Source organism: Streptomyces sp. NPDC056835, from assembly GCF_042789485.1.
Lineage (GTDB): Bacteria > Actinomycetota > Actinomycetes > Streptomycetales > Streptomycetaceae > Streptomyces.
Window position 1 is genome coordinate 258718 of record NZ_JBHUBB010000009.1, and the last position, 17291, is coordinate 276008.

16 protein-coding genes and 7 pseudogenes are annotated in these 17291 nt (G+C 68.0%); 8 read left to right on the plus strand and 15 right to left on the minus strand.

Annotation, left to right across the window (positions count from 1 at the left end):
• Positions 1-14 precede the first annotated feature (14 nt).
• Both ACFRMN_RS13195 and ACFRMN_RS13200 read right to left on the minus strand, forming a co-directional pair.
• On the minus strand, positions 15-1349 hold the full coding sequence (locus tag ACFRMN_RS13195; protein WP_383017802.1) for an SLC13 family permease: 1335 nt from the start codon (positions 1347-1349) through the stop codon (positions 15-17).
• Positions 1334-2572 (minus strand): CaiB/BaiF CoA transferase family protein, encoded by a 1239-nt coding sequence (locus ACFRMN_RS13200; RefSeq protein ID WP_383017805.1) that lies wholly within the window; start codon positions 2570-2572, stop codon positions 1334-1336. Before ACFRMN_RS13200 ends, ACFRMN_RS13195 begins: the two co-directional genes overlap by 16 nt.
• A gap of 112 nt (positions 2573-2684) precedes the next feature.
• On the opposite strand from ACFRMN_RS13200, the gene ACFRMN_RS13205 reads away from it, so the two are divergent.
• On the plus strand, positions 2685-3578 hold the full coding sequence (locus ACFRMN_RS13205; RefSeq protein ID WP_383017808.1) for a LysR family transcriptional regulator: 894 nt from the start codon (positions 2685-2687) through the stop codon (positions 3576-3578).
• Positions 3579-3634: 56 nt separating this feature from the next.
• Complete coding sequence (locus tag ACFRMN_RS13210; protein WP_383017811.1) at positions 3635-4207, plus strand: MaoC family dehydratase; 573 nt, start codon at positions 3635-3637, stop codon at positions 4205-4207.
• Positions 4208-4245: 38 nt separating this feature from the next.
• Here ACFRMN_RS13210 and ACFRMN_RS13215 read toward each other — a convergent pair.
• The 4 genes and pseudogenes from ACFRMN_RS13215 to ACFRMN_RS13230 form a co-directional block, all read right to left on the minus strand.
• Positions 4246-4395 (minus strand): annotated as a pseudogene (locus ACFRMN_RS13215) (transposase); the annotation flags it as partial.
• Positions 4396-4502: 107 nt separating this feature from the next.
• Positions 4503-4934, minus strand: coding sequence for an alpha/beta fold hydrolase (locus tag ACFRMN_RS13220; protein ID WP_383017861.1), 432 nt, complete (start codon positions 4932-4934; stop codon positions 4503-4505).
• A 389-nt stretch (positions 4935-5323) separates the two neighbouring features.
• A pseudogene (locus ACFRMN_RS13225) lies at positions 5324-5659 on the minus strand (helix-turn-helix domain-containing protein); the annotation flags it as partial.
• 21 nt (positions 5660-5680) lie between these two features.
• Positions 5681-6568, minus strand: coding sequence for a helix-turn-helix transcriptional regulator (locus ACFRMN_RS13230; RefSeq protein ID WP_383017814.1), 888 nt, complete (start codon positions 6566-6568; stop codon positions 5681-5683).
• Positions 6569-6742: 174 nt separating this feature from the next.
• Here ACFRMN_RS13230 and ACFRMN_RS13235 point away from each other — a divergent pair, with 174 nt between their 5' ends.
• Positions 6743-7723 carry an aldo/keto reductase gene (locus tag ACFRMN_RS13235; RefSeq protein ID WP_383017817.1) on the plus strand — a complete coding sequence of 327 codons (981 nt, stop codon included), beginning with the start codon at positions 6743-6745 and terminating at the stop codon, positions 7721-7723.
• 179 nt (positions 7724-7902) lie between these two features.
• Here the strand turns inward: ACFRMN_RS13235 and ACFRMN_RS13240 are convergent, their stop codons facing one another.
• The 3 genes from ACFRMN_RS13240 to ACFRMN_RS13250 are packed head-to-tail and all read right to left on the minus strand — an operon-like array spanning position 7903 to position 9376.
• A complete protein-coding gene (locus ACFRMN_RS13240) occupies positions 7903-8427 on the minus strand; it encodes an MBL fold metallo-hydrolase (protein WP_383017864.1) in 525 nt (174 codons plus the stop codon).
• On the minus strand, positions 8331-8954 hold the full coding sequence (locus ACFRMN_RS13245) for a fumarylacetoacetate hydrolase family protein (RefSeq protein WP_383017867.1): 624 nt from the start codon (positions 8952-8954) through the stop codon (positions 8331-8333). Before ACFRMN_RS13245 ends, ACFRMN_RS13240 begins: the two co-directional genes overlap by 97 nt.
• Before the next feature lie 47 nt (positions 8955-9001).
• Positions 9002-9376 carry an amidohydrolase family protein gene (locus tag ACFRMN_RS13250; RefSeq protein WP_383017820.1) on the minus strand — a complete coding sequence of 125 codons (375 nt, stop codon included), beginning with the start codon at positions 9374-9376 and terminating at the stop codon, positions 9002-9004.
• Between ACFRMN_RS13250 and ACFRMN_RS13255 the strand changes: the two are divergent.
• Positions 9361-9479: pseudogene (locus ACFRMN_RS13255) on the plus strand (RacP protein); the annotation flags it as partial. The gene ACFRMN_RS13250 and the pseudogene ACFRMN_RS13255 overlap by 16 nt on opposite strands.
• 147 nt (positions 9480-9626) lie before the next feature.
• Here the strand turns inward: ACFRMN_RS13255 and ACFRMN_RS13260 are convergent.
• Positions 9627-9797, minus strand: a pseudogene (locus ACFRMN_RS13260) (zinc-binding dehydrogenase); the annotation flags it as partial.
• Positions 9798-9887: 90 nt separating this feature from the next.
• Here ACFRMN_RS13260 and ACFRMN_RS13265 point away from each other — a divergent pair.
• Complete coding sequence (locus ACFRMN_RS13265) at positions 9888-10289, plus strand: hypothetical protein (protein WP_383017870.1); 402 nt, start codon at positions 9888-9890, stop codon at positions 10287-10289.
• An 877-nt stretch (positions 10290-11166) separates the two neighbouring features.
• On the opposite strand, the pseudogene ACFRMN_RS13270 reads toward ACFRMN_RS13265, so the two are convergent.
• The 4 genes and pseudogenes from ACFRMN_RS13270 to ACFRMN_RS13285 all read right to left on the minus strand — a co-directional run.
• A pseudogene (locus ACFRMN_RS13270) lies at positions 11167-11394 on the minus strand (hypothetical protein); the annotation flags it as partial.
• 199 nt (positions 11395-11593) lie between these two features.
• Positions 11594-12034, minus strand: coding sequence for a VOC family protein (locus ACFRMN_RS13275; protein ID WP_383017823.1), 441 nt, complete (start codon positions 12032-12034; stop codon positions 11594-11596).
• A 675-nt stretch (positions 12035-12709) separates the two neighbouring features.
• Positions 12710-13233 (minus strand): annotated as a pseudogene (locus ACFRMN_RS13280) (Tn3 family transposase); the annotation flags it as partial.
• A gap of 165 nt (positions 13234-13398) precedes the next feature.
• Positions 13399-14148 carry an SDR family NAD(P)-dependent oxidoreductase gene (locus ACFRMN_RS13285; protein ID WP_383017826.1) on the minus strand — a complete coding sequence of 250 codons (750 nt, stop codon included), beginning with the start codon at positions 14146-14148 and terminating at the stop codon, positions 13399-13401.
• A gap of 93 nt (positions 14149-14241) precedes the next feature.
• Between ACFRMN_RS13285 and ACFRMN_RS13290 the strand changes: the two genes are divergently transcribed.
• Entirely contained in the window at positions 14242-14850 is a 609-nt protein-coding gene (locus ACFRMN_RS13290; RefSeq protein WP_383017829.1) for a TetR/AcrR family transcriptional regulator, read from the plus strand.
• A 14-nt stretch (positions 14851-14864) separates the two neighbouring features.
• Here the strand turns inward: ACFRMN_RS13290 and ACFRMN_RS13295 are convergent.
• Positions 14865-15047, minus strand: a pseudogene (locus tag ACFRMN_RS13295) (transposase); the annotation flags it as partial.
• Positions 15048-15209: 162 nt separating this feature from the next.
• Between ACFRMN_RS13295 and ACFRMN_RS13300 the strand changes: the two are divergent.
• Both ACFRMN_RS13300 and ACFRMN_RS13305 read left to right on the plus strand, forming a co-directional pair.
• Entirely contained in the window at positions 15210-15911 is a 702-nt protein-coding gene (locus tag ACFRMN_RS13300) for a 2-phosphosulfolactate phosphatase (RefSeq protein WP_383017831.1), read from the plus strand.
• 533 nt (positions 15912-16444) lie between these two features.
• Positions 16445-16735 (plus strand): hypothetical protein, encoded by a 291-nt coding sequence (locus ACFRMN_RS13305; RefSeq protein ID WP_383017834.1) that lies wholly within the window; start codon positions 16445-16447, stop codon positions 16733-16735.
• Positions 16736-17291: the final 556 nt, after the last annotated feature.

Genomic DNA, 17291 nt, shown 5'->3' on the forward strand with positions numbered 1-17291 from the left:
AGGCGGGGCCGGGGTCAGACGACCACGAAGATCAGCCAGGCGGCTATGGGAGCCAGTACGCACACGCCCGCTCCCCAGCGCAGCAGTCCGCGGTAGGCACCGTCCCGCTGGTGCTCGGGGGTGTTGGCGACAACGAGGGCACCGTTGGTGGAGAAGGGACTGGCATCGACCACAGTGGCCGCTGTGGCCAGGGCGATCACCATGCCGGTTGTCCCGATGGCGCCGGAGGCGAGGAAGGGAACCGCCAGTGGCATCAGAGCGCCCAGAATGCCGGTGGTAGAGGCGAAAGCAGAGACAACGCCGCCCACGTAACAGATGATCAGTGCGGCGAGCAGCGGCGCACCGATCCCCGCGATCATCCGCCCCAAGGAGTCGACAACGCCCAGGCTCTGCAGGAGCGCGATGTAGGTGACGATCCCGCAGACCAGCAGGACCACGGGCCAGGCGATCTCCTGGTACGCCTTGCGGGCCGTGCGCCGGAACAACAGAGCCAGCGCGGCGGTCAGCGACAGAGCGAGAAAGCCGGTGTCCAGGGAGAAGACGGTGGTCCCCAGTACCAGGACGAGCATCGCACCCAGGGTTGTCGCCTGCTCGGCTCCCAGCGTGACCGCGGAAGCTATCGGGTCTTCGGAGCCGGAGCCGGAGCCGGTGCCGGAGCCGGAGCCGGTGCCGGAGCGGGAGCGGGAGCGGGAGCTGGTGCCGGAGCCGGAGCCGGAGCCGGAGCTGGTGCCGGTGCCCGCCTGCTGTCGGGCACGCCGGCGCCCGAAGACCAGCTGAGTGACCACGCCGACGGCGACGTTGAAGGCGAACGTGCCGGCGAACAGCTGCCAACTGCTCGCGTGCAGACCATTGTTGTCGAGAGTGGAATTGATGATGCCGCCCAGGATGCCGGTCGGCGCGAAACTGCCCGCGGCAGCCCCATTGACCACCATCAGACCGACGAAGAGAGGGCTGACGCCCTGTCGCACGGCGAAGGTGATGCCGATGGGCGCGACGATGGCGACGGCCGCGGGAGACGCCGCCCCCGTCGCACACAGCAACGCGGCCAAGCCGAACAGGACCCAGGGCATGATGGCCAGGCGCTCACCTGCTCCCCGCATGGCAGCACGCACCATCCACTCCACGGTCCCGTTGACCCGCGCTATCCCGAACAGGAATGTCACCGCGACAAGGACGACGAACATCTCCGCGGGAAACCCGTCCAGCACCTGCTGGGGAGTGCGGCCCAGCCAGACACAGCCCAGCAAGAAGGCTGCCACCAGGGCCAGTACGCCCATGTTCAGTCCCCGCAGGCTGGACAGTGTGAAGACAACTGCGAGCACCAGCACGCCGATCAGTTCTGTGGGCATCGCGCACCTTCCTCACGCGTGCCGGACGGGGAGGCGGCCAGCCAGGTGAGAACAGCCTCGGTGTGCTCGCCCAGCCCCGGAACGGGCCTCAGGCGCGAAGGGCCGTCCGCTTCGCCGTGGAAGGTGACCGGCGGAATCAGCCCCGTCAGTGGTCCGACAGGGCTGTCGAAGGAAGCCCAGCGGCCGCGCTCGCGCAATTGGGGGTGGTCGCTGAACTCCCGCATGCCGCGCCGGCGTGCGTAGGCGATCCGCGCCTCCTCCAGGCGGTTCACCAACTCCTTGCCGGACAGGCTTCCCGTCACCTCGCGTACCAGCTCGTCCAGTTCGGCCCGGTGCGCCACACGGTCGGCGTTTCCGGTGAACCGGCTGTCACCGAGCAGATCGTTACGGCGCAGGACGGTCTCGCAGAACGAGGCCCACTCCCGCTCGTTCTGCAGCCCCAGCACGATGGTCTGCCCGTCCCGTGTGAGGAACGGACCGTAGGGGGCGATCGTGGCATGGCTGGCGCCTGTTCGTTCCGGCGCCGTCCCCCCGTAGCGGGTGTAGTACTCGGCATATCCCATCCACTCGCCCAGCGCCTCCAGCATGGAGACCTCGATCTGGGACCCGCGGCCGGTACGGGCCCGTTTCAGCAGGGCGGTGAGGATGCCGGAGTAGGCGTACATCCCGGCGCAGATGTCGGCGATCGACAGGCCGACCTTCGACGGTGTGTCGGGGGTGCCGGTGATGGACAGCAGTCCGGCCTCGCTCTGGACCAGGAGATCGTAGGCTTTGCGGTCCCGGTAACTGCCGCTGCTGCCGTAGCCGGAGATGTCGCAGGTGATCAGACGGGGATGGCTGAGAGCGAGGGCGGGGTGCCCGATACCCAGCCGGGCGGCGGCACCGGGAGCCAGGTTCTGGACCAGGACATCGGCTCGGTCGACCAGATCACGCAACCGCCGGTTGCCCTCCGGCGAGCGGACATCGATCTGCACACTCTCCTTGCCCCGGTTGAGCCAGACGAAATGGCTGGACATGCCGTGCACGGTACGGTCGTAGCCTCGCGCCAGATCACCACTGCCCGGTCGTTCGATCTTGATGACGCGCGCGCCCAGATCGGCGAGCTGCCGCGTCGCGAACGGGGCGGCAACGGCCTGCTCAAGTGATACGACGACCAGCCCGGCCAACAGGCCGGCCGTGCGGTCGGGCGGAGCGTCGTCCTCGGGGGAATACGGCTCGGACATGGGGTCCCTCCCATGGAGTCCTGATGGATGTGAGGACACCTTCCAGCCATGGCCGCCTGCTGTGAAATGACGATTCTCTCCACAGTCCATGCGTCTGGCGTATAGTCCGTGCATGGAGATCAGGGAGCTGCAGTGGTTCACGGCGCTGGCCGAGTGCGAACACGTCACCCTGGCCTCGGAGCGGATGAACATTTCCCAGCCGACACTGTCCCGGGCGATCAGGAGGCTGGAGGCTCGCGTTGGCGTGCCACTGTTCGACAGGCAGCAAAACAGGTTGCGGCTGAACAAGTACGGCGAGGTCTTCCGCGCTCACGCCTTGCGTGCCATCGCTGAGATCGAGACAGCGGAGCAGCGCGTCGCCGCACTGGTCGACTCGGACGCCGGCACCGTGGCGCTCGGGTTCCTGCACTCCTATGGGACATGGCTGGTGCCCGAACTGCTCTCCGGATACCGCTCCATCGCCCCGCGGACTACGTTCGAGCTGCGGGGCGACGCCGCTGACTCGGTGGTGGACGGTGTCCGGCAGGGGCGCCTGGACCTGGGTTTGACCGGTCCGCGGCCGGCCGGGGATGACCTCGTATGGATACCGCTGCGGGACGAGCCTTTGTGCGTCCTCGTTCAGGCCGGCCACCGCCTGGCCGTGCGGCGGCGGGTCAAGATGGCCGACCTGGCCGAGGAGTCCTTCGTCGCTCTGCAGCCGGTCTTCGGTCTGCGTCAGATCACCGACAGGCTCTGTGCGGCTGCCGGCTTCACCCCGCATGTCACTCTGGAAAGTACTGAACTGAGCACCCTGCGCTCACTGGTCGGGGCGGGCCTGGGTGTTGCCATCACACCCACCACGGGCTGTCCGGTGGACCGGCGGGGGCCCGTCGTCGCGGTCGCTCTGGACGAGGCGGAAGCCGTGCGGACAGTAGGTGTCATCACTCCCATGTCGGGTATCCGCTCGCCCGTGGTCCGACGTTTCCTCGACTACGTCCGCTCCACCTCCCATGCGTCATACGCATAGTGTCGGTGAAAATTTGCTATTTCACAGACGTGTTCAAGACTCCGAACAATGAGCGCATGACCACCCTGAGCCGCACAGAGGACACATCCGCACCGCAGCCTGTGCCGGGCTGGACCGGCCGGTACTTCGAGGACTTCACCGTCGGCGACATCTACCGGCACCCCCTGGGGCGCACTGTGCTCGAAACCGACAACTCATGGCTGTCCCTTCTCACGCAGAACACGGCCCCGTTGCACTTCGACCGGCACTACTCCGCGGGAACACACTGGGGCAAGCCGCTCGTGGACTCCACCTTCACACTGGCACTGGTCACTGGACAGAGTGTGACCGACGTATCCCAGCACGTGATGGCCAACCTCGGCTGGGACCGCGTACGCCTGCCCAATCCTGTGTTCGAAGGCGACACCATCTACTCGCAGTCCGAGGTCCTCGGGGCCCGGGAGTCGAAGAGCCATCCCGAAACAGGGATCATCACCGTTCGGACGATCGGCTATAACCAGACCGGCGTCATCGTCATCACCTTCGAGCGGACCCTGATGGTCTACCGCCGAGGCCATGGCCCCACCTTCGCCGCCGTGGAGCCCGTCTGGGACGAACGATCCCGTAAGGCCGCCGGCCTGAGTGAGTGATCTCGACGCGGGGGGACTGCCAACTTGACGGCCCTGGCTCACATTCGGCGGCGGAGGAGGGCGAAGCCTGCTCTGCCGTACATCCGCCGGGCGATCAGCTTGGTCTTCGTGTTGACGCCCTCGTCGGGTCCGTTGCTGTACGGGAGTGTGAGACCGGCGATGACGGCGTCGTGGTCTCGCTCCAGGCCCTGGACGAGTAAGTCCGAAGTGGCGTCGTTCGCCCGAAGGGCGGGCCCGGGGGCGTCTGGAGCGTGCGTGCAAGACGCCCCCGGGCTGACACTTCGGACTTACTCGTCTAGACCTGGCCGTTGAGTCCTTGGGCGGCCTGGGCGATGACAGCGGCCACGACGGCCGGGCGGGACACGTAGACGGCGTGGCTGCCGGGGGTTTCGGTGACGGTCGATGCGGCGCGCTCGGACATGGCGCGCTGGGCAGGCGGCGGAATCGTGCGATCGTCGGTGGCGACGAGGTACCACGACGGCTTGGTCTGCCAGGCCGGTTCGGAGACCGCCCCTTCGAGGGCGTCGACGCCGTGGACTCCGGCAACGGCAGGGGGCCGAGGACGAGCCTGCGGACGCCCTCCAAACCTGCCGGCAACCGCCGGGTGGTGATCAGCGCCCGGCCGGTGCCCCCTCCCGGCAGCAGCGGGCGCACCTGCTCCTCCGACGCGGCGTTGTCGAGGACGACCAGGACCCGCTTGTCGCGCAACAGCGACCGGTACAAGGATGCCCGCTCCTGGGTGTCACCTGGGATGTGCTGGTCCGCGACACCGAGCGCACGAAGCAGCGACCGCAACGCGTCATCGGCGGCCAGAGGCCGCTGGGACATGCCGAACAGATCGATGAACAGCACGCCGTCGGGAAAGCTCGGCCGTACGGAATGAGCGGCACGGACGGCGAACGAGGTCTTCCCCAGGCCTGCCGAGCCGGTGATGAGTCCCACCACACCGATGCCCGGCGCACTCTCGGTATACACCAGTTCGCTCATCCAGATCAGTTCCGCGGTACGACCGGTGAAGTCCCCGACCGTCCGGGGAAGTTCACACAGACCACTTGGACGCGTCCAGTGATCCCGCAGCCTGCCATCGCGCGCCAGCTCGACCAGTTGCCGGCGAGCACCCTCTTCCAGCGCGAGCGCGTCCGCCAGAGCGGTGACGGTCCGATGCTGAGGGCCTCTGCTGCGTCCACGCTCCATGTCCGACAGCGTCCGGGCGCTGACCCCCGACGCCTCCGCCAACTGCTCCAACGTCAGACGTGCCGTGCGCCGGTGACCGCGCAACACCTCCCCGAAACCGAGACGTTCGGCGATGGAACCACACCCCCTCTGAGCTGCGAAGGTACTCGTTGGCAGCCAAGCCCGCGAGCCTGCTCGGACCGTGCTCGACGCGCAGGTTCTACCACGTCCGCCCGCTGCCGGGGCTGTGCCGAGGGCGCTGCTCGGTTCCGCGGGCACTGATCCACTGATCCTCCACCATCAACCGGATAGATCTACGATGTACTCCTGCAGGTCGTCGCGGGGTTCCTCCGCGGCCCAGCCGGCCAGCAGGTTCAGGGCGTCGCGTGCGGGTGTGGCGGGTTCGGCGCTGTAGGCCATGATGGTCAGTCCGGTGTCGGCGGGTAGTTCCAGGGCTTCGTACTCAAGGGTGAGTTCGCCGACGAGGGGGTGGCGGAGGTGTTTGACACCACCGCGGTGCAGGTGGACGTTGTGGGTGGCCCAGCGGGTGCGGAATAGGTCGCTCTGGGTGGAGAGTTCTCCGACCAGGTCGGTCAGGGCTTTGTCGTGGGGGTCGCGTCCGGCTTCGGCGCGCAGGATCGCGACGGTGCCGGCGGCCATGCGTTCCCAGTCGAGGTAGTAGTCGGTGGCCGCGGGGTCCAGGAACATGAAGCGGGCTACGTTGGGCGGCCGGCGCGGGCCCGCGAGGATCGGGTTGAGGAGGGCTCTGCCGAGTTGGTTGGTGTCCAGGATGTCGAGGCGGCGGTTACGTACGTAGGCCGGGGTGGTGGACATGGAATCCAGGATGCGCTGGACGCTGGGGCGCACGTGAGGTTTGGGAGTACGCCTGGGTGTCCGTGTGCTGGTGCTGGCGGCGTGGGCCAAATCAAACAGGTGTGCGCGTTCGGCCTCGTTGAGGTGGAGGGCGCGGGAGAGGGCTTCCAGGACGCCGTCGGAGACGCCGCGGGCGTTGCCGCGTTCGAGTTTGATGTAGTAGTCGGCGCTGACGCCGGCCAGTAGCGCGACCTCCTCGCGGCGCAAACCGGTCACCCGGCGGTTTCCGCCGTTGGCGGGCAGGCCGGCTTGTTCGGGGGTGATCTTGGCGCGGCGGGAGGTGAGGAAGTCGCGGAACTCGGTGCGGGCGTCCATGCCCACAACGGTACGTCCGTTTCTGCGAGCGTGGGGGGCTCTGACAGTACCCGCAACAACAGGAACCCCCTGGTGGGAGGCCATAAGTTGCGGTTCGTGCCACGGTAGGGAGTGAAGGCAGCCGCCTTCTTGAGAGCAAGTACACAAGTCCACATCACCGAGCGGGAGCAGGCCATGGAGTACACGCGATTGGGAACGTCAGGGCTCAAGATCAGCCGGATCGCCTTGGGCTGTATGAGCTTCGGCGACCCCGCCAAGAGGGACACCTGGGTGCTTGACGACAATGCGGCCGAGCCGATCTTCCGCCAGGCCGTCGAGCTCGGCATCACGTTCTGGGACACCGCGAACATCTACGGCCTGGGCACCTCGGAGGAGATCGTCGGGCGGGCGCTGCGCAAGTACACCCGGCGTGAGGACATCGTTCTGGCCACCAAGTTGTGGGCGCCCATGCACCAGGGTCCGGGCGGGGCGGGTCTGTCCCGCAAGGCCATCATGGAGCAGATCGACGCCTCGCTGCGGCGCCTGGACACCGACTTCGTCGACCTCTACCAGATCCACCGCTTCGACCCCCAGACGCCGGTCGAGGAGACGATGGAGGCACTGCACGATGTGGTCAAGGCAGGCAAGGCCCGCTATATCGGTGCTTCGTCGATGTGGGCCTGGCAGTTCGCGACGATGCAGCATGCCGCGCAGGCCCACGGGTGGACCCGGTTCGTCTCCATGCAGGACCAGTACAGCCTGATCCACCGCGAGGAGGAACGCGAGATGTTCGGCCTGCTCGCCCACCAGGGCGTGGGAAGCATCCCGTGGAGCCCGCTGGCTGGGGGACTGGTCACCCGACCCTGGGGCGAACGCTCCACGCAGCGCGCGGAGATCAACCGGAAAGTCGACCAGCATGACCGGCCGATTTTCCTCGACAGCGACCGGGCCATCGTCGAGGCGGTCCAGCGCATCGCCCTGGCCCGCGGCGTGTCGATGGCGCAGGTTGCGATGGCCTGGGTGTTGAAAAACCCGGTGGTCTCCGCCCCGATCGTGGGCGCGACCAAGCCGAACCACCTCGCCGACGCCGTCGCCGCGCTCGACATCGAGCTCACCGCTGAGGAGATCGGCTCCCTCGAAGAACCCTACTCCCCGCGCCTGCCCACGTTCTTCTAGGGCGTATCGCGAAGGTCCAGCCTGGCTCGCGACGCCCGGCACGCGCGCTCTCCCCCGTAGCCTTAAGGGCACGGGGAGACCCCCTCCGTTGTCGGAGTCGTCCAGTGGAATGGCTCGGCCGAAGCCATGGGACGTCGACGGCGCGCGGTCATCGCCGTCGACCAGCCCAAGCCGACGTCTCATTGTGCTTGGCTCAGAGTGCGCCACTTCGCCATCTCGGCCACCAGCTGGTCGAGCGACAGTTCGGGGGTGGAGGGTTCCAGGTGGCGGTATTCGGTGTACAGGTTCGCGACGATGCGCTCGCGGTTGTCGAGGGAGGCGAAGGGTCCGAGTTCGACGCTGTGTGCGGCCTCGGACCATGGACGCCCGGCCGCGTGGCTCTCGGCCGCGAACTGGCCGATGAAGTGCAGGTAGTCCTGGACCTGTTGGATTCCGGGGATGTCTGTCACGGGGCCGTGCCCGGGGACGACGATCTCTGGTTCCAGGGCGATCATCCGGTCGCAGGCGGCACTCCATGAGCCGGCCGGTCCCGCCCACATGACGGGTGTTCCCTGAATGAAGAGCAGGTCTCCCGCGAAGAGGACCCGGCTGTCCGGTACCCATGCGATCACATCGCTGGAGGTATGCGCGGGGCCGAGATGGTGGAGGTCGACGCGGCGCCCCCGATGTCCGTCGGGTCGAGCTCGTCGGATGTGACGAGGCAGGGATCGAGGGTGGGGGCTCCATCCTTGCCCTTGGCCTGCCCGATTCCCTGGGCGTTGTCGAGGAGTTGCAGGTCGCGGGCCGTCCAGTCGCAGAAAATGGTGTAGTCGGCGATATGGTCCATGGCCTGGTCCGGGGACAGGTCGCGGCCGGGGCGGCCGATGACGACCCCGATCTCCGCTTCGAAGTCGAACCATTTCGCGCCGGGGAAGACCGGCACGTCGTCACGTCCGCCCAGGAGCGCGGCAGGATTGGCGAAGTAGAACGCCGGGACGTGGTGCCATACGTCGGGCAGGTCACCCGAGTTGCCGATGGCGCGCAGACAGCCGCGCACGTGGTCGAGGAAGCACGCGCCGTCGCGCACGGATCCGGGACGGGGAACGGTCGGCCGGAGTGCCACCTCGCTGATGTCGGCGACGGTTCCGCCTCGGCGGGCCTCGCGGGCGGCCGCGGCCAGGACATCCGGTCCCAGGCCGATCAGCTCCTGGATCCCGAGGTCGCTGTCGAGGGCGAACAACTCGTCGCCCACGAGTACGCCCGTCCGTGTGTGACTGTTCCATCGGTACGTTGCCCACTTCACGGGATCAGCCCCAGTCGAGCGGCGTTGCCACCGGCCACCCTGTCCTGCTGGTGCGGGGAGAGCCCTGCGGCGGTCAGGCGGTCCAGTGGATCGGTGACGCCCATGTCGAAGGGGTAGTCGGACCCGAGCAGAACCTGACCGGACCCGACGGTGTCGATGAGGCGCCGCAGCGCATGCGGGGTGTAGACGAGCGAGTCGAAGAAGATCTCGTCGAGGTACTCGCTGGGCGGGCGCTCGCATGATCGGGCGTCGGATCGTTCACGCCAGGCGTGGTCCGCCCGGCCCAGGTAGACCGGCAGATAGAGCCCGAGCGCCATGACGGCGAGCCGGCCCGTCTGCTGAAGGGCGAGTAGACATGCCCCGCGCCTCACGGCGTCGGGGCGACGCCGTCAAACGGCACGCGGAACCATGCGGTTCGTGCTGTTCGGGGCCCGACCCGCAGGGCTGATGTTCCACCAGCTGACCCGCGTGACCAGGCGCCTCGCCCGGCAGGCTGCCACGCCTGGCCGGCCGAGGGAAACGGCGCCGGCTGACAGCTGAGCTGACCACCGACTCGTCTCCCTCGCCCGCACCCGGCTGCGATCCAGCCGGGCTGTCGCACTGGACGTCCAGCAGTACCTTTCCCTGCGCGCGGCGCTGGTCGAGTGCGAGCAGAGCCTGCGATGCCTGCTCAAGCGGGAAGCGCCGCCCAATCACGGGCTGAAGCTCGCCGGTCCGCAGGATAGGCAGTAGCCCGGCCCACTGCTCCTGCAGACAGGAAGGCTGCTCCAATCTCTGACATCCCCGGTTCACGGCCCCGGGAGTGGTGGGCCCACATGTTCAGGAGTCGCGTATTCGCCGTAGCCGTCGGTCGATCGTCACCCTGTGTCGGTGCTCTGCGGCATGATGATCGGCGTGAACTCCGAGATACTGATAGACGTCTGGCAGCGGCTTCTCGCCGACCCTCGCAAGTCGTGGGTGCTGTTCGAGCATGGCACTTGTGTCGTGCTGACCGCTCCGGAAGGGGAGCTTGCTGAACAGGCCACCGACCTCCTGAAGAAGTTCGGCCCGGCGCATGCCGGATCTTCGGCAGGAGACTTTGGGGTGATCGGCCTCAAGGACGTCGAGGGATGGGTCGTCACCGGGCATCACAACGACGTTCTTACCTATGTCGGCCCTGATGAGCCTCAGGATCAGTCGGAGATCGCTGTCGGGCTGTTCGGACGTTCCAAGCGCCACCGAGACGGCACCGGGCTTCACGTCGTCCACGTTGAGGACAAACGAGGCTCAGCGGACCCAGCGTGAGTACCGCGCTTCATCGCTGGTGGTCGCCGGGGGCGTATCGGCTCCATGTGCCCCCGGCTTCGGTGACCAGGCGGGTGGCTGTCTTGTCGTGGTAGCCGAGCGCCTTCGCGATGACAGGAGCCTCGGCTTGCTGGCACTGCCCGATCGCGCGCCCTCGGCCGGCGAGCCATGAGAGGAAGGCGCCGGCCTGGGTGACTTCCTGCTTGGTGTGGTCGGTCTGGGCCGCAGAGCGGCCTCGATGGTGGCGTCCAGGACGCGTCGCAGGGAGCGGGTGCGGAAGTCGGAGGAGACGCAGGTGTAGATCGCGGTGGTGGAGGCATGGTCGTGGCCGACCTGCTGTTGGACGAACAGCGGGTCGTGGCCGTCCTCGCTCGGACGGCCAGAGGGCCCGGCTGGTCGAGTCCCGCATTCCGGGACGCGCCTCGCTGATCCATTCCTCGATCGTGCCGGGCGTCCAGCGCCAGATGGTCAGCACGCTGCGGCGCTTCGGTGGCGATCCCTTCTTGGCCTTGCCGTAGCGGACCAGCAGGGTGCCGTGCTCACCGAACTCCCGGCCCTCCGGATTGCGTCCGAAGTCGGTGAGATCCAGCATTCGGGTTTCGTCGCGGCGCAGGCCGTAGGCGTACGCGACCTTGAACAAGGCGGCATCCCGGAAGGCCGGCAGCCAGCCCTTGCGGCCCTTGCCGTGAACACGCAGCACTTCCTCGTCGGCGTGGTCGAAGAACGCTTCCAGCTCGGGCCGGGTGAAGGCCCGTCGTTCCGGCTCGCCCTCGGCTTCGTCGGCGTGCGTTGCAGCGTTCCAGTCGTAGACCACCTGGACACGCAGGGTGTAGCCCTGGCCGCGCCGTACGGACACGCCCTGGTCGAGCGTGGCGAGCTCGGCGGCCCGCGGCCCGTCGTACGTCAGCTCCCGTCGCAGGTCGCGCTGGAGTTCGCCGGCGGCCACGAGGGTCTGGACCATGAACTTCACCGTGGACAGCAGCTCGCCGGTGCGCGGGTGGCGGGCGGTGAGGTCCATCGCGCAGAACGCGCCGTCGTGGATGCGCAGTGCGAGGTTCTGGCGGTCGGTCGACTGCTGGTCGGTCGGCTGCGCGAGGGTGGCCACGGGAGTTCGGGCGCGTTCTTCGTCGTACGCATGACGATGTGCGACCCGTTCCAGGTGAAGGCGTTTGGTACGTTGCGCGGGGTTCAGTCCTTGGTGACGTAGGCCAGGCGGGTCACGTCATGGGCCGGCGGCTCCTGGCTGATCGGGCGGTTCAGAACCTCGATGATCTCGTTCGGCCGCGTGGTTCGGTTTCTCCTTCTCAGCGCAGTTGCTCGGCCAGTCCGACGATGATTCCCTCCGGGCCGCGGACGTAGCAGAGCAGATAGCTGTCCTCGAACCGGGCGATCTCGCCGACGAGTTCGGCGCCGTGAGGGCGCAGGCGGGCAACGGTGTCCTCGATGTCGTCGACGGCGAACATGACGCGGTGCGTGCCCAGAATGTTGTGCGGCTGGTTGCGCGGCCCGGCGCTGATCACGGCGGGGCTGCGGTACTTCGCCAGTTCGAGCCGGCTGTGGCCGTCCGGGGTCCGGACCATCGCGATGTCACAGCGGACGCCGTCGAGTCCGGTGCACTGGTCGGCGAAGAGGCCCTCGACCTCCGCCCTGCCCTCCAGCTCCATACCGAGTTCCACGAAGAACGCGATGGCGGCATCCATGTCCTCGACGACGATGCCGACGTTGTCCATCCGCTGAATCGCCATGCTGGTTTCTCCTTCTTCTTCGTGCGGCCGGTGGTGGCCGCTGATGTCCCTGGGACGGAGCCGGTGGCACGTTCTCGACATCCTCAGACCGCCGAACTCCGAAAAATCTGGATCGCGCCTCAGCACCGCTACAGCACACCCGCGAGTCAGGCACCACCACCGAGGGTGAGTGCGGCGCAGGTGGCCGCTCCCATGAAGACGATCAGCCGCGGCGTGCCGTCCTCGCTTTTCAATGCTTCCTCGACGATTCGCGGCGTGCGCGCTTGAGCATTGCGCCTCCCCAATTAACTCACGGTGCCGGGTCACCCTTGGCGGGGGGAGTTCCCCGTGGCGCTCGCCTTCGCCGCACCCGTCCGGGCCCCGCCGCGCGGCGCCGGCGCGAGCTGGGGGCCGCGCTGACCCCCGGCGGGCCCGAGCATCCGTGGACGAGAAGGCAGATCAGCGCTGGATGGGGGCTCTGGGAACACGCTCCGGTACGTCACCGTCCAGCCGTACCTCGTCGCCGGGGTACGCGCTGACACAGCGGTAGACCGCGGCCGGCACCGGCACCCAGTGCGCTACCCGCGTATTCGGGATGACCTCACCCCTGGCGACATCGCGGCGGCGGGGTGACCGATGCGTCGGCGCCTGATGTCTCATGAGACATCAGGAAGTCTGGAGAACGACGGTGACCGGCAGGTCCGCATTCGCCGCGGCGACGGTGTCGGCCCGCAGGTAGAACTGGTCGACGTGGCCCAGGCGGGAGCGGGTGAGTGCCTCGTGGCCGGGGTTGGTGACCGGGGTCAGGCCGATGTTGCGCGCTTCGCCCACCAGCGGCGCGACGAACGAGGTGGTCAGGTCCTTCATCCGGGTGGTGCCGACTCCCAGGTGCACGAAGGCGTCGAGGAACCCGGTCCAGGAGTGGACCTCGTACAACAGGTCCGGCAGGTCGATCTTCGGGAGCACCTTCTCGACCCGCTGACGGGCATGTCCAAGCTCAGCCCGGTCAGCACACACACCACGTACGCGTCCCGGTCCACCGACCCTTGCGGCAGGCCGGCGTTCGCGTACACCGCCTTGCGCCCCGGCCCCGGCACCAGCTTGTCGTCGCCCTCGCGCGGCAGCAGCGGCTTGTCCTTCACCCGCCGCCGGGTCAGCGCGGGCAGCCGCCGCACCCCGGCCAGCACCCCCGCGCCGACGGTCGCCGCCTGGAGAGCCTTAGGGACGGGTCGTCTGCGCAACGGTGCTGGGGCCGGGCGGCGAGCCCAAGTCGCGGCCGGTGAACCAGGTTGGCGGGCTTCGATGGCCGACTCAAGTCATTGCGGGCAGCCGACAGCGGCAGCTCGCCAACTCTGGCATAGCTGTTGTCGAGCCGCGCAGCCGCATCAGATCTGGTTCTCGCCGCCGTCGACGTACAGGTTGGCGCCCATCATGTAGCTGCTGTCCGCGGAGGCGAGGAAGGCGACCGCGGCGGCGACCTCCTCCGGGCGTCCGATCCGGCCGATGGCGACCTTTGAACCGATGTCCGCCTTGAAGGCGGCTGAGTTCTCCTCGCCGACGAGTTCGGTGATGCCGGAGGTGTCGATGGGCCCGGGCGAGATCGCGTTGACACGAATGCCCCGGCTGTTGAGTTCGTTGGCCCAGGTCCGCGCGAAGGACCGGACAGCGGCCTTGGACGCCGCGTACGCGCCGAACGCCGGTGTGCCGTGGTCGGCGGCCGTGGATGCGTTCAGGATGACCGAGGCGCCGTCGTTGAGGAGAGGAAGTGCCTTCTGCACGGTCAGGAGTGTGCCCTTGACGTTGACCGCGAAGATGCGGTCGAAGTCCTCGCCGGTGATCTGCTCCAGCGTCGCGAACGAGGCGGTGGCCGCGTTGGCGAACAGCACGTCCAGGCCCCGCCCCTGCTCGCGCACCATGTCGTACAGCCGGTCCAGATCGGCCGGGTCGGTGATGTCGCCCGGCACCGCGGTGACCGCGGAGCCGATGGATTCGACCGCCTCCTTCAGCTCGGCCTCGCGTCGGCCGGTGATGAACACGTGCGCCCCCTCGGCCGCCAGCCGTGCGGCAGTGGCCCGGCCGATCCCCCGCGTTCCGCCACCCGTGACGACAGCCGTCTTACCTTCGAGCGTTCCCATGATGTGACCTCTCCCTATTTCTGTTCCGATCGGAACAGAAATAGACCGTAGCACTTCTGGTCCGATCGGAACAGAAGAAGTACGATCTGGAGCGTGGAAGCTACGAGCAGGGCACCAATCGGCCGGCCGCGAGGGTTCGACACCGACGAGGCCCTGCAACGGGCCATGGTCGTCTTCTGGGAACACGGCTACGACGGCGTCAGCCTCACCGACCTGACCCGAGCCATGGGAATCACCAAGACCAGCATGTACGCGGCCTTCGGCAACAAAGAAGACCTCTTCCGAAAGGCCCTGGAACGCTACGCCGAGGGCCCCGCCTCCTACAGTGCCCGCGCGCTGCAGGAGCCCACCGCCCGGGAGGTGGCCACCGCCTACCTCACCGGCTCCATCCAGGCCTCCACCCGGGCCGGCTGTCCGGCCGGATGCCTCGGCGTCCAGGGCTTCCTGGCCGCAGAACACCTCGGACAGAGCGTTGCCGACGCGCTCGCCGCGTGGCGCAACGACAACCGAGCACACCTTCGCGACCGCTTCCAACGAGCCATCGACGAAGACGACCTGCCCGTCGGCACCCACCCGGACACCCTCGCCCACTACCTCATGACCGTGGCGAACGGCATCGCAGTCCAGGCGGCCACGGGCGCCACCCGCGACGAACTCCAGCGGGTCGCGGACGCCGCCCTCCACAACTGGCCACCCGCCTGAGCTTGCTCTTTGACCTACCAGGGTTTTCCAGGCTTGCCGATGGCCTTGAGGGTATCGGGGCGTTCGACGGTGTTGCCGACGTCGTAGCGGGGTGCCTGGTGCTTGTTCTTGACGCCGGGTGGCCGTCCGGGGCCCGCTCCTCGGGGTTTGGGAACACGGGCCGGGCAGGCGAGGTGAGCGTGGATGTTCCTGAACCCCGGCGGGCCCGGGCCGGTGCCCCTGTTTGACGATTGAGCAGGCGGGTTGTTGTGGACCACTTTCGCGACGCGGGCAGCCGGGGTGTCGCATTCCGGGAGCGTTGATGTGATGGGGGTCGCTCTCTGGGTGCTTCGGGTCGGGCATGCGCGATCATGATCGGCATGGACGCTCGTTTCCTTGGTATCGCTGATCTGGTCGAAGTCCCGTCCGTGGCGGTCGTAGTCGACGTCATGCGTGCTTTCACCGTGGCTGCCTGGGCCTTTGCCCAGGGAGCGGAAAAGATCGTTCTCGCTGAGTCGCTGGACGAAGCCCTGGCGCTCAAGGCTCGCCACCCGGATTGGGTGGCGCTCAAAGACGGTCCGCCCGCGCCCGGGTTCGACATGGTCAACTCGCCGGGCCTGCTGCGGTCGGTTGACCTTGGCGGACGGACCGTTGTGCAGAAAACCACAGCAGGGACGGTAGGCGCCCTCGCGGTGAGGGAGGCGTCGCTGGTGCTGTGCGCCGGCTTCGTGGTGGCGGAAACGACGGCTCGGCTCTTGCGGACGCACAAGAGTGACAGTGTTACGTTCGTGGTCACCGGCGAGGATGGGCAGGCCGATGAAGATCTGGCGTGTGCTCAATACATCGCTCGGAGGGTCACCGAGGCTGGGACGGATGCTGCTGAGTTCGTCCGCCGCGCCGCCGAGTCGCGCGCCGCCGCCGAGTTGACGGAGGGGGTGCGTCAGGGAGTCCATGCTGATGACGTTGCGCTCTGTCTTGAGGTGGACCGGTTCCCCTTTGCCATGGTGGCGACCTTGGAAGGTCCGCTCATGGTCCTCCGTCCGCGCGCCATGCCTTCGCTGACCGACGATGCCCCGATCTGATCGCTGGTGAGGTCGAACTCGCACCATGCGAGAGCCGGCACCCAGTCGGGTATACGGCAACAACCGCACGTCCCGATGACGGTGGTTCGGGGTGGCGGCAGGCGGCTGACCCGGGTTGTGCCGGCGGCGGCAGCGGCACGGGCTGCTCTTCCCGCAGCAGGCGAGCGGACTTCGGCCGCTTCTGGCGGGCGAAGTACGTCGACGGCGACAGGTTCAGCTTCCGGCAGACGGGACCGACCCGTGCGGTGTTGAGAGGGTGGAGCGCGGTCCGCGGGGGGCCGGCGTTCGACGTTCCGGTCGCCCTTGGGCCAGGGGTTCTGCGGGTGTGTTGGTGGTGGACACGGCGCCGGTATCCCTGTCGCGTGACGTTTGTTCTCATCCTCATGTCTGTGGCAGGCCTCAAGCACGACATGGTGTACTGATCGGCTGTCTGTGCCGATGAGGGCGGCGCAGGACCGAGAGTTGGGGAGCAGGCGGGTATGTGGGACGGTCCCTTTTACCGGGTCGGACGTGATGGCTACGAGATCTGCTTCGTGCCAGGAGCAGGAGAGGATCTGGCCGAGGTCTGCAACGTGGACATGTGGGTGATCCGCGATGATGGCGAGCGCTGGTCCGGAACCGTGTTCACGCTTGACGAGGTGCGCCGCATCATGGACCGGCAGCGCCGGGCGGGTGACCCGGAAGGCGACTACTGGTGGTACTGGGACGGTCTCATCGTCCGTGATCCGGGGGTGCTGTCGATGGCCGAGGTCATCGACGGACTCGTCGCCGCGGGCGAGCACGAGACAGTCCTTCGTTATATCGGACCCGGAGAGGACATCTGATCCGAGTCGTCGAGGGGGACTGATCCCGATCGACTGGACGGTCATGCGGCGTAGGGCGGTCGCAGCCGGCTCCATGGCCCGGCCGAGCCGCTGAGGCCGGTCGGGCCCGGCTCCGCGAAGGGACGCCGGAGCCGGCGTACCGGCCGGCGGTGGACGCGCGGTTGTGCGAGCTGCTGGTCTCCAGCAGGGAAATGGCCGGGTTTCTGTCGGTGATGTGTGCGGGCGTCGGCGTCCGCCTGGTACGCGGTCCCCGTACCACCGGCGCGGCCCGGCCCGGCCCGGAGTGCGGGAGCCGGCACACCGGCCCGCTTCCGCCTTGGCGCGGGTCTCCTCCCGCGTTTCCCAGGCCGGCGTCTCTTCCGGCGTCTGAACGTCCTTGATGACGATGCGGGTCACGCGTGTGTGTATCCGTCGGCGCTGCCGTTCGCGGGCCCGGCCCGAGGGGGCACCGGTGAACGGGCCGGCGGATCTCTGCGGTGCCGCCTGTGGTGCGGGCTGGGCGCTCTCTGTCGTGCGGGCCGGTGGGTTGGTGGGGCGGGTTGTTTCGGTTCCCGGG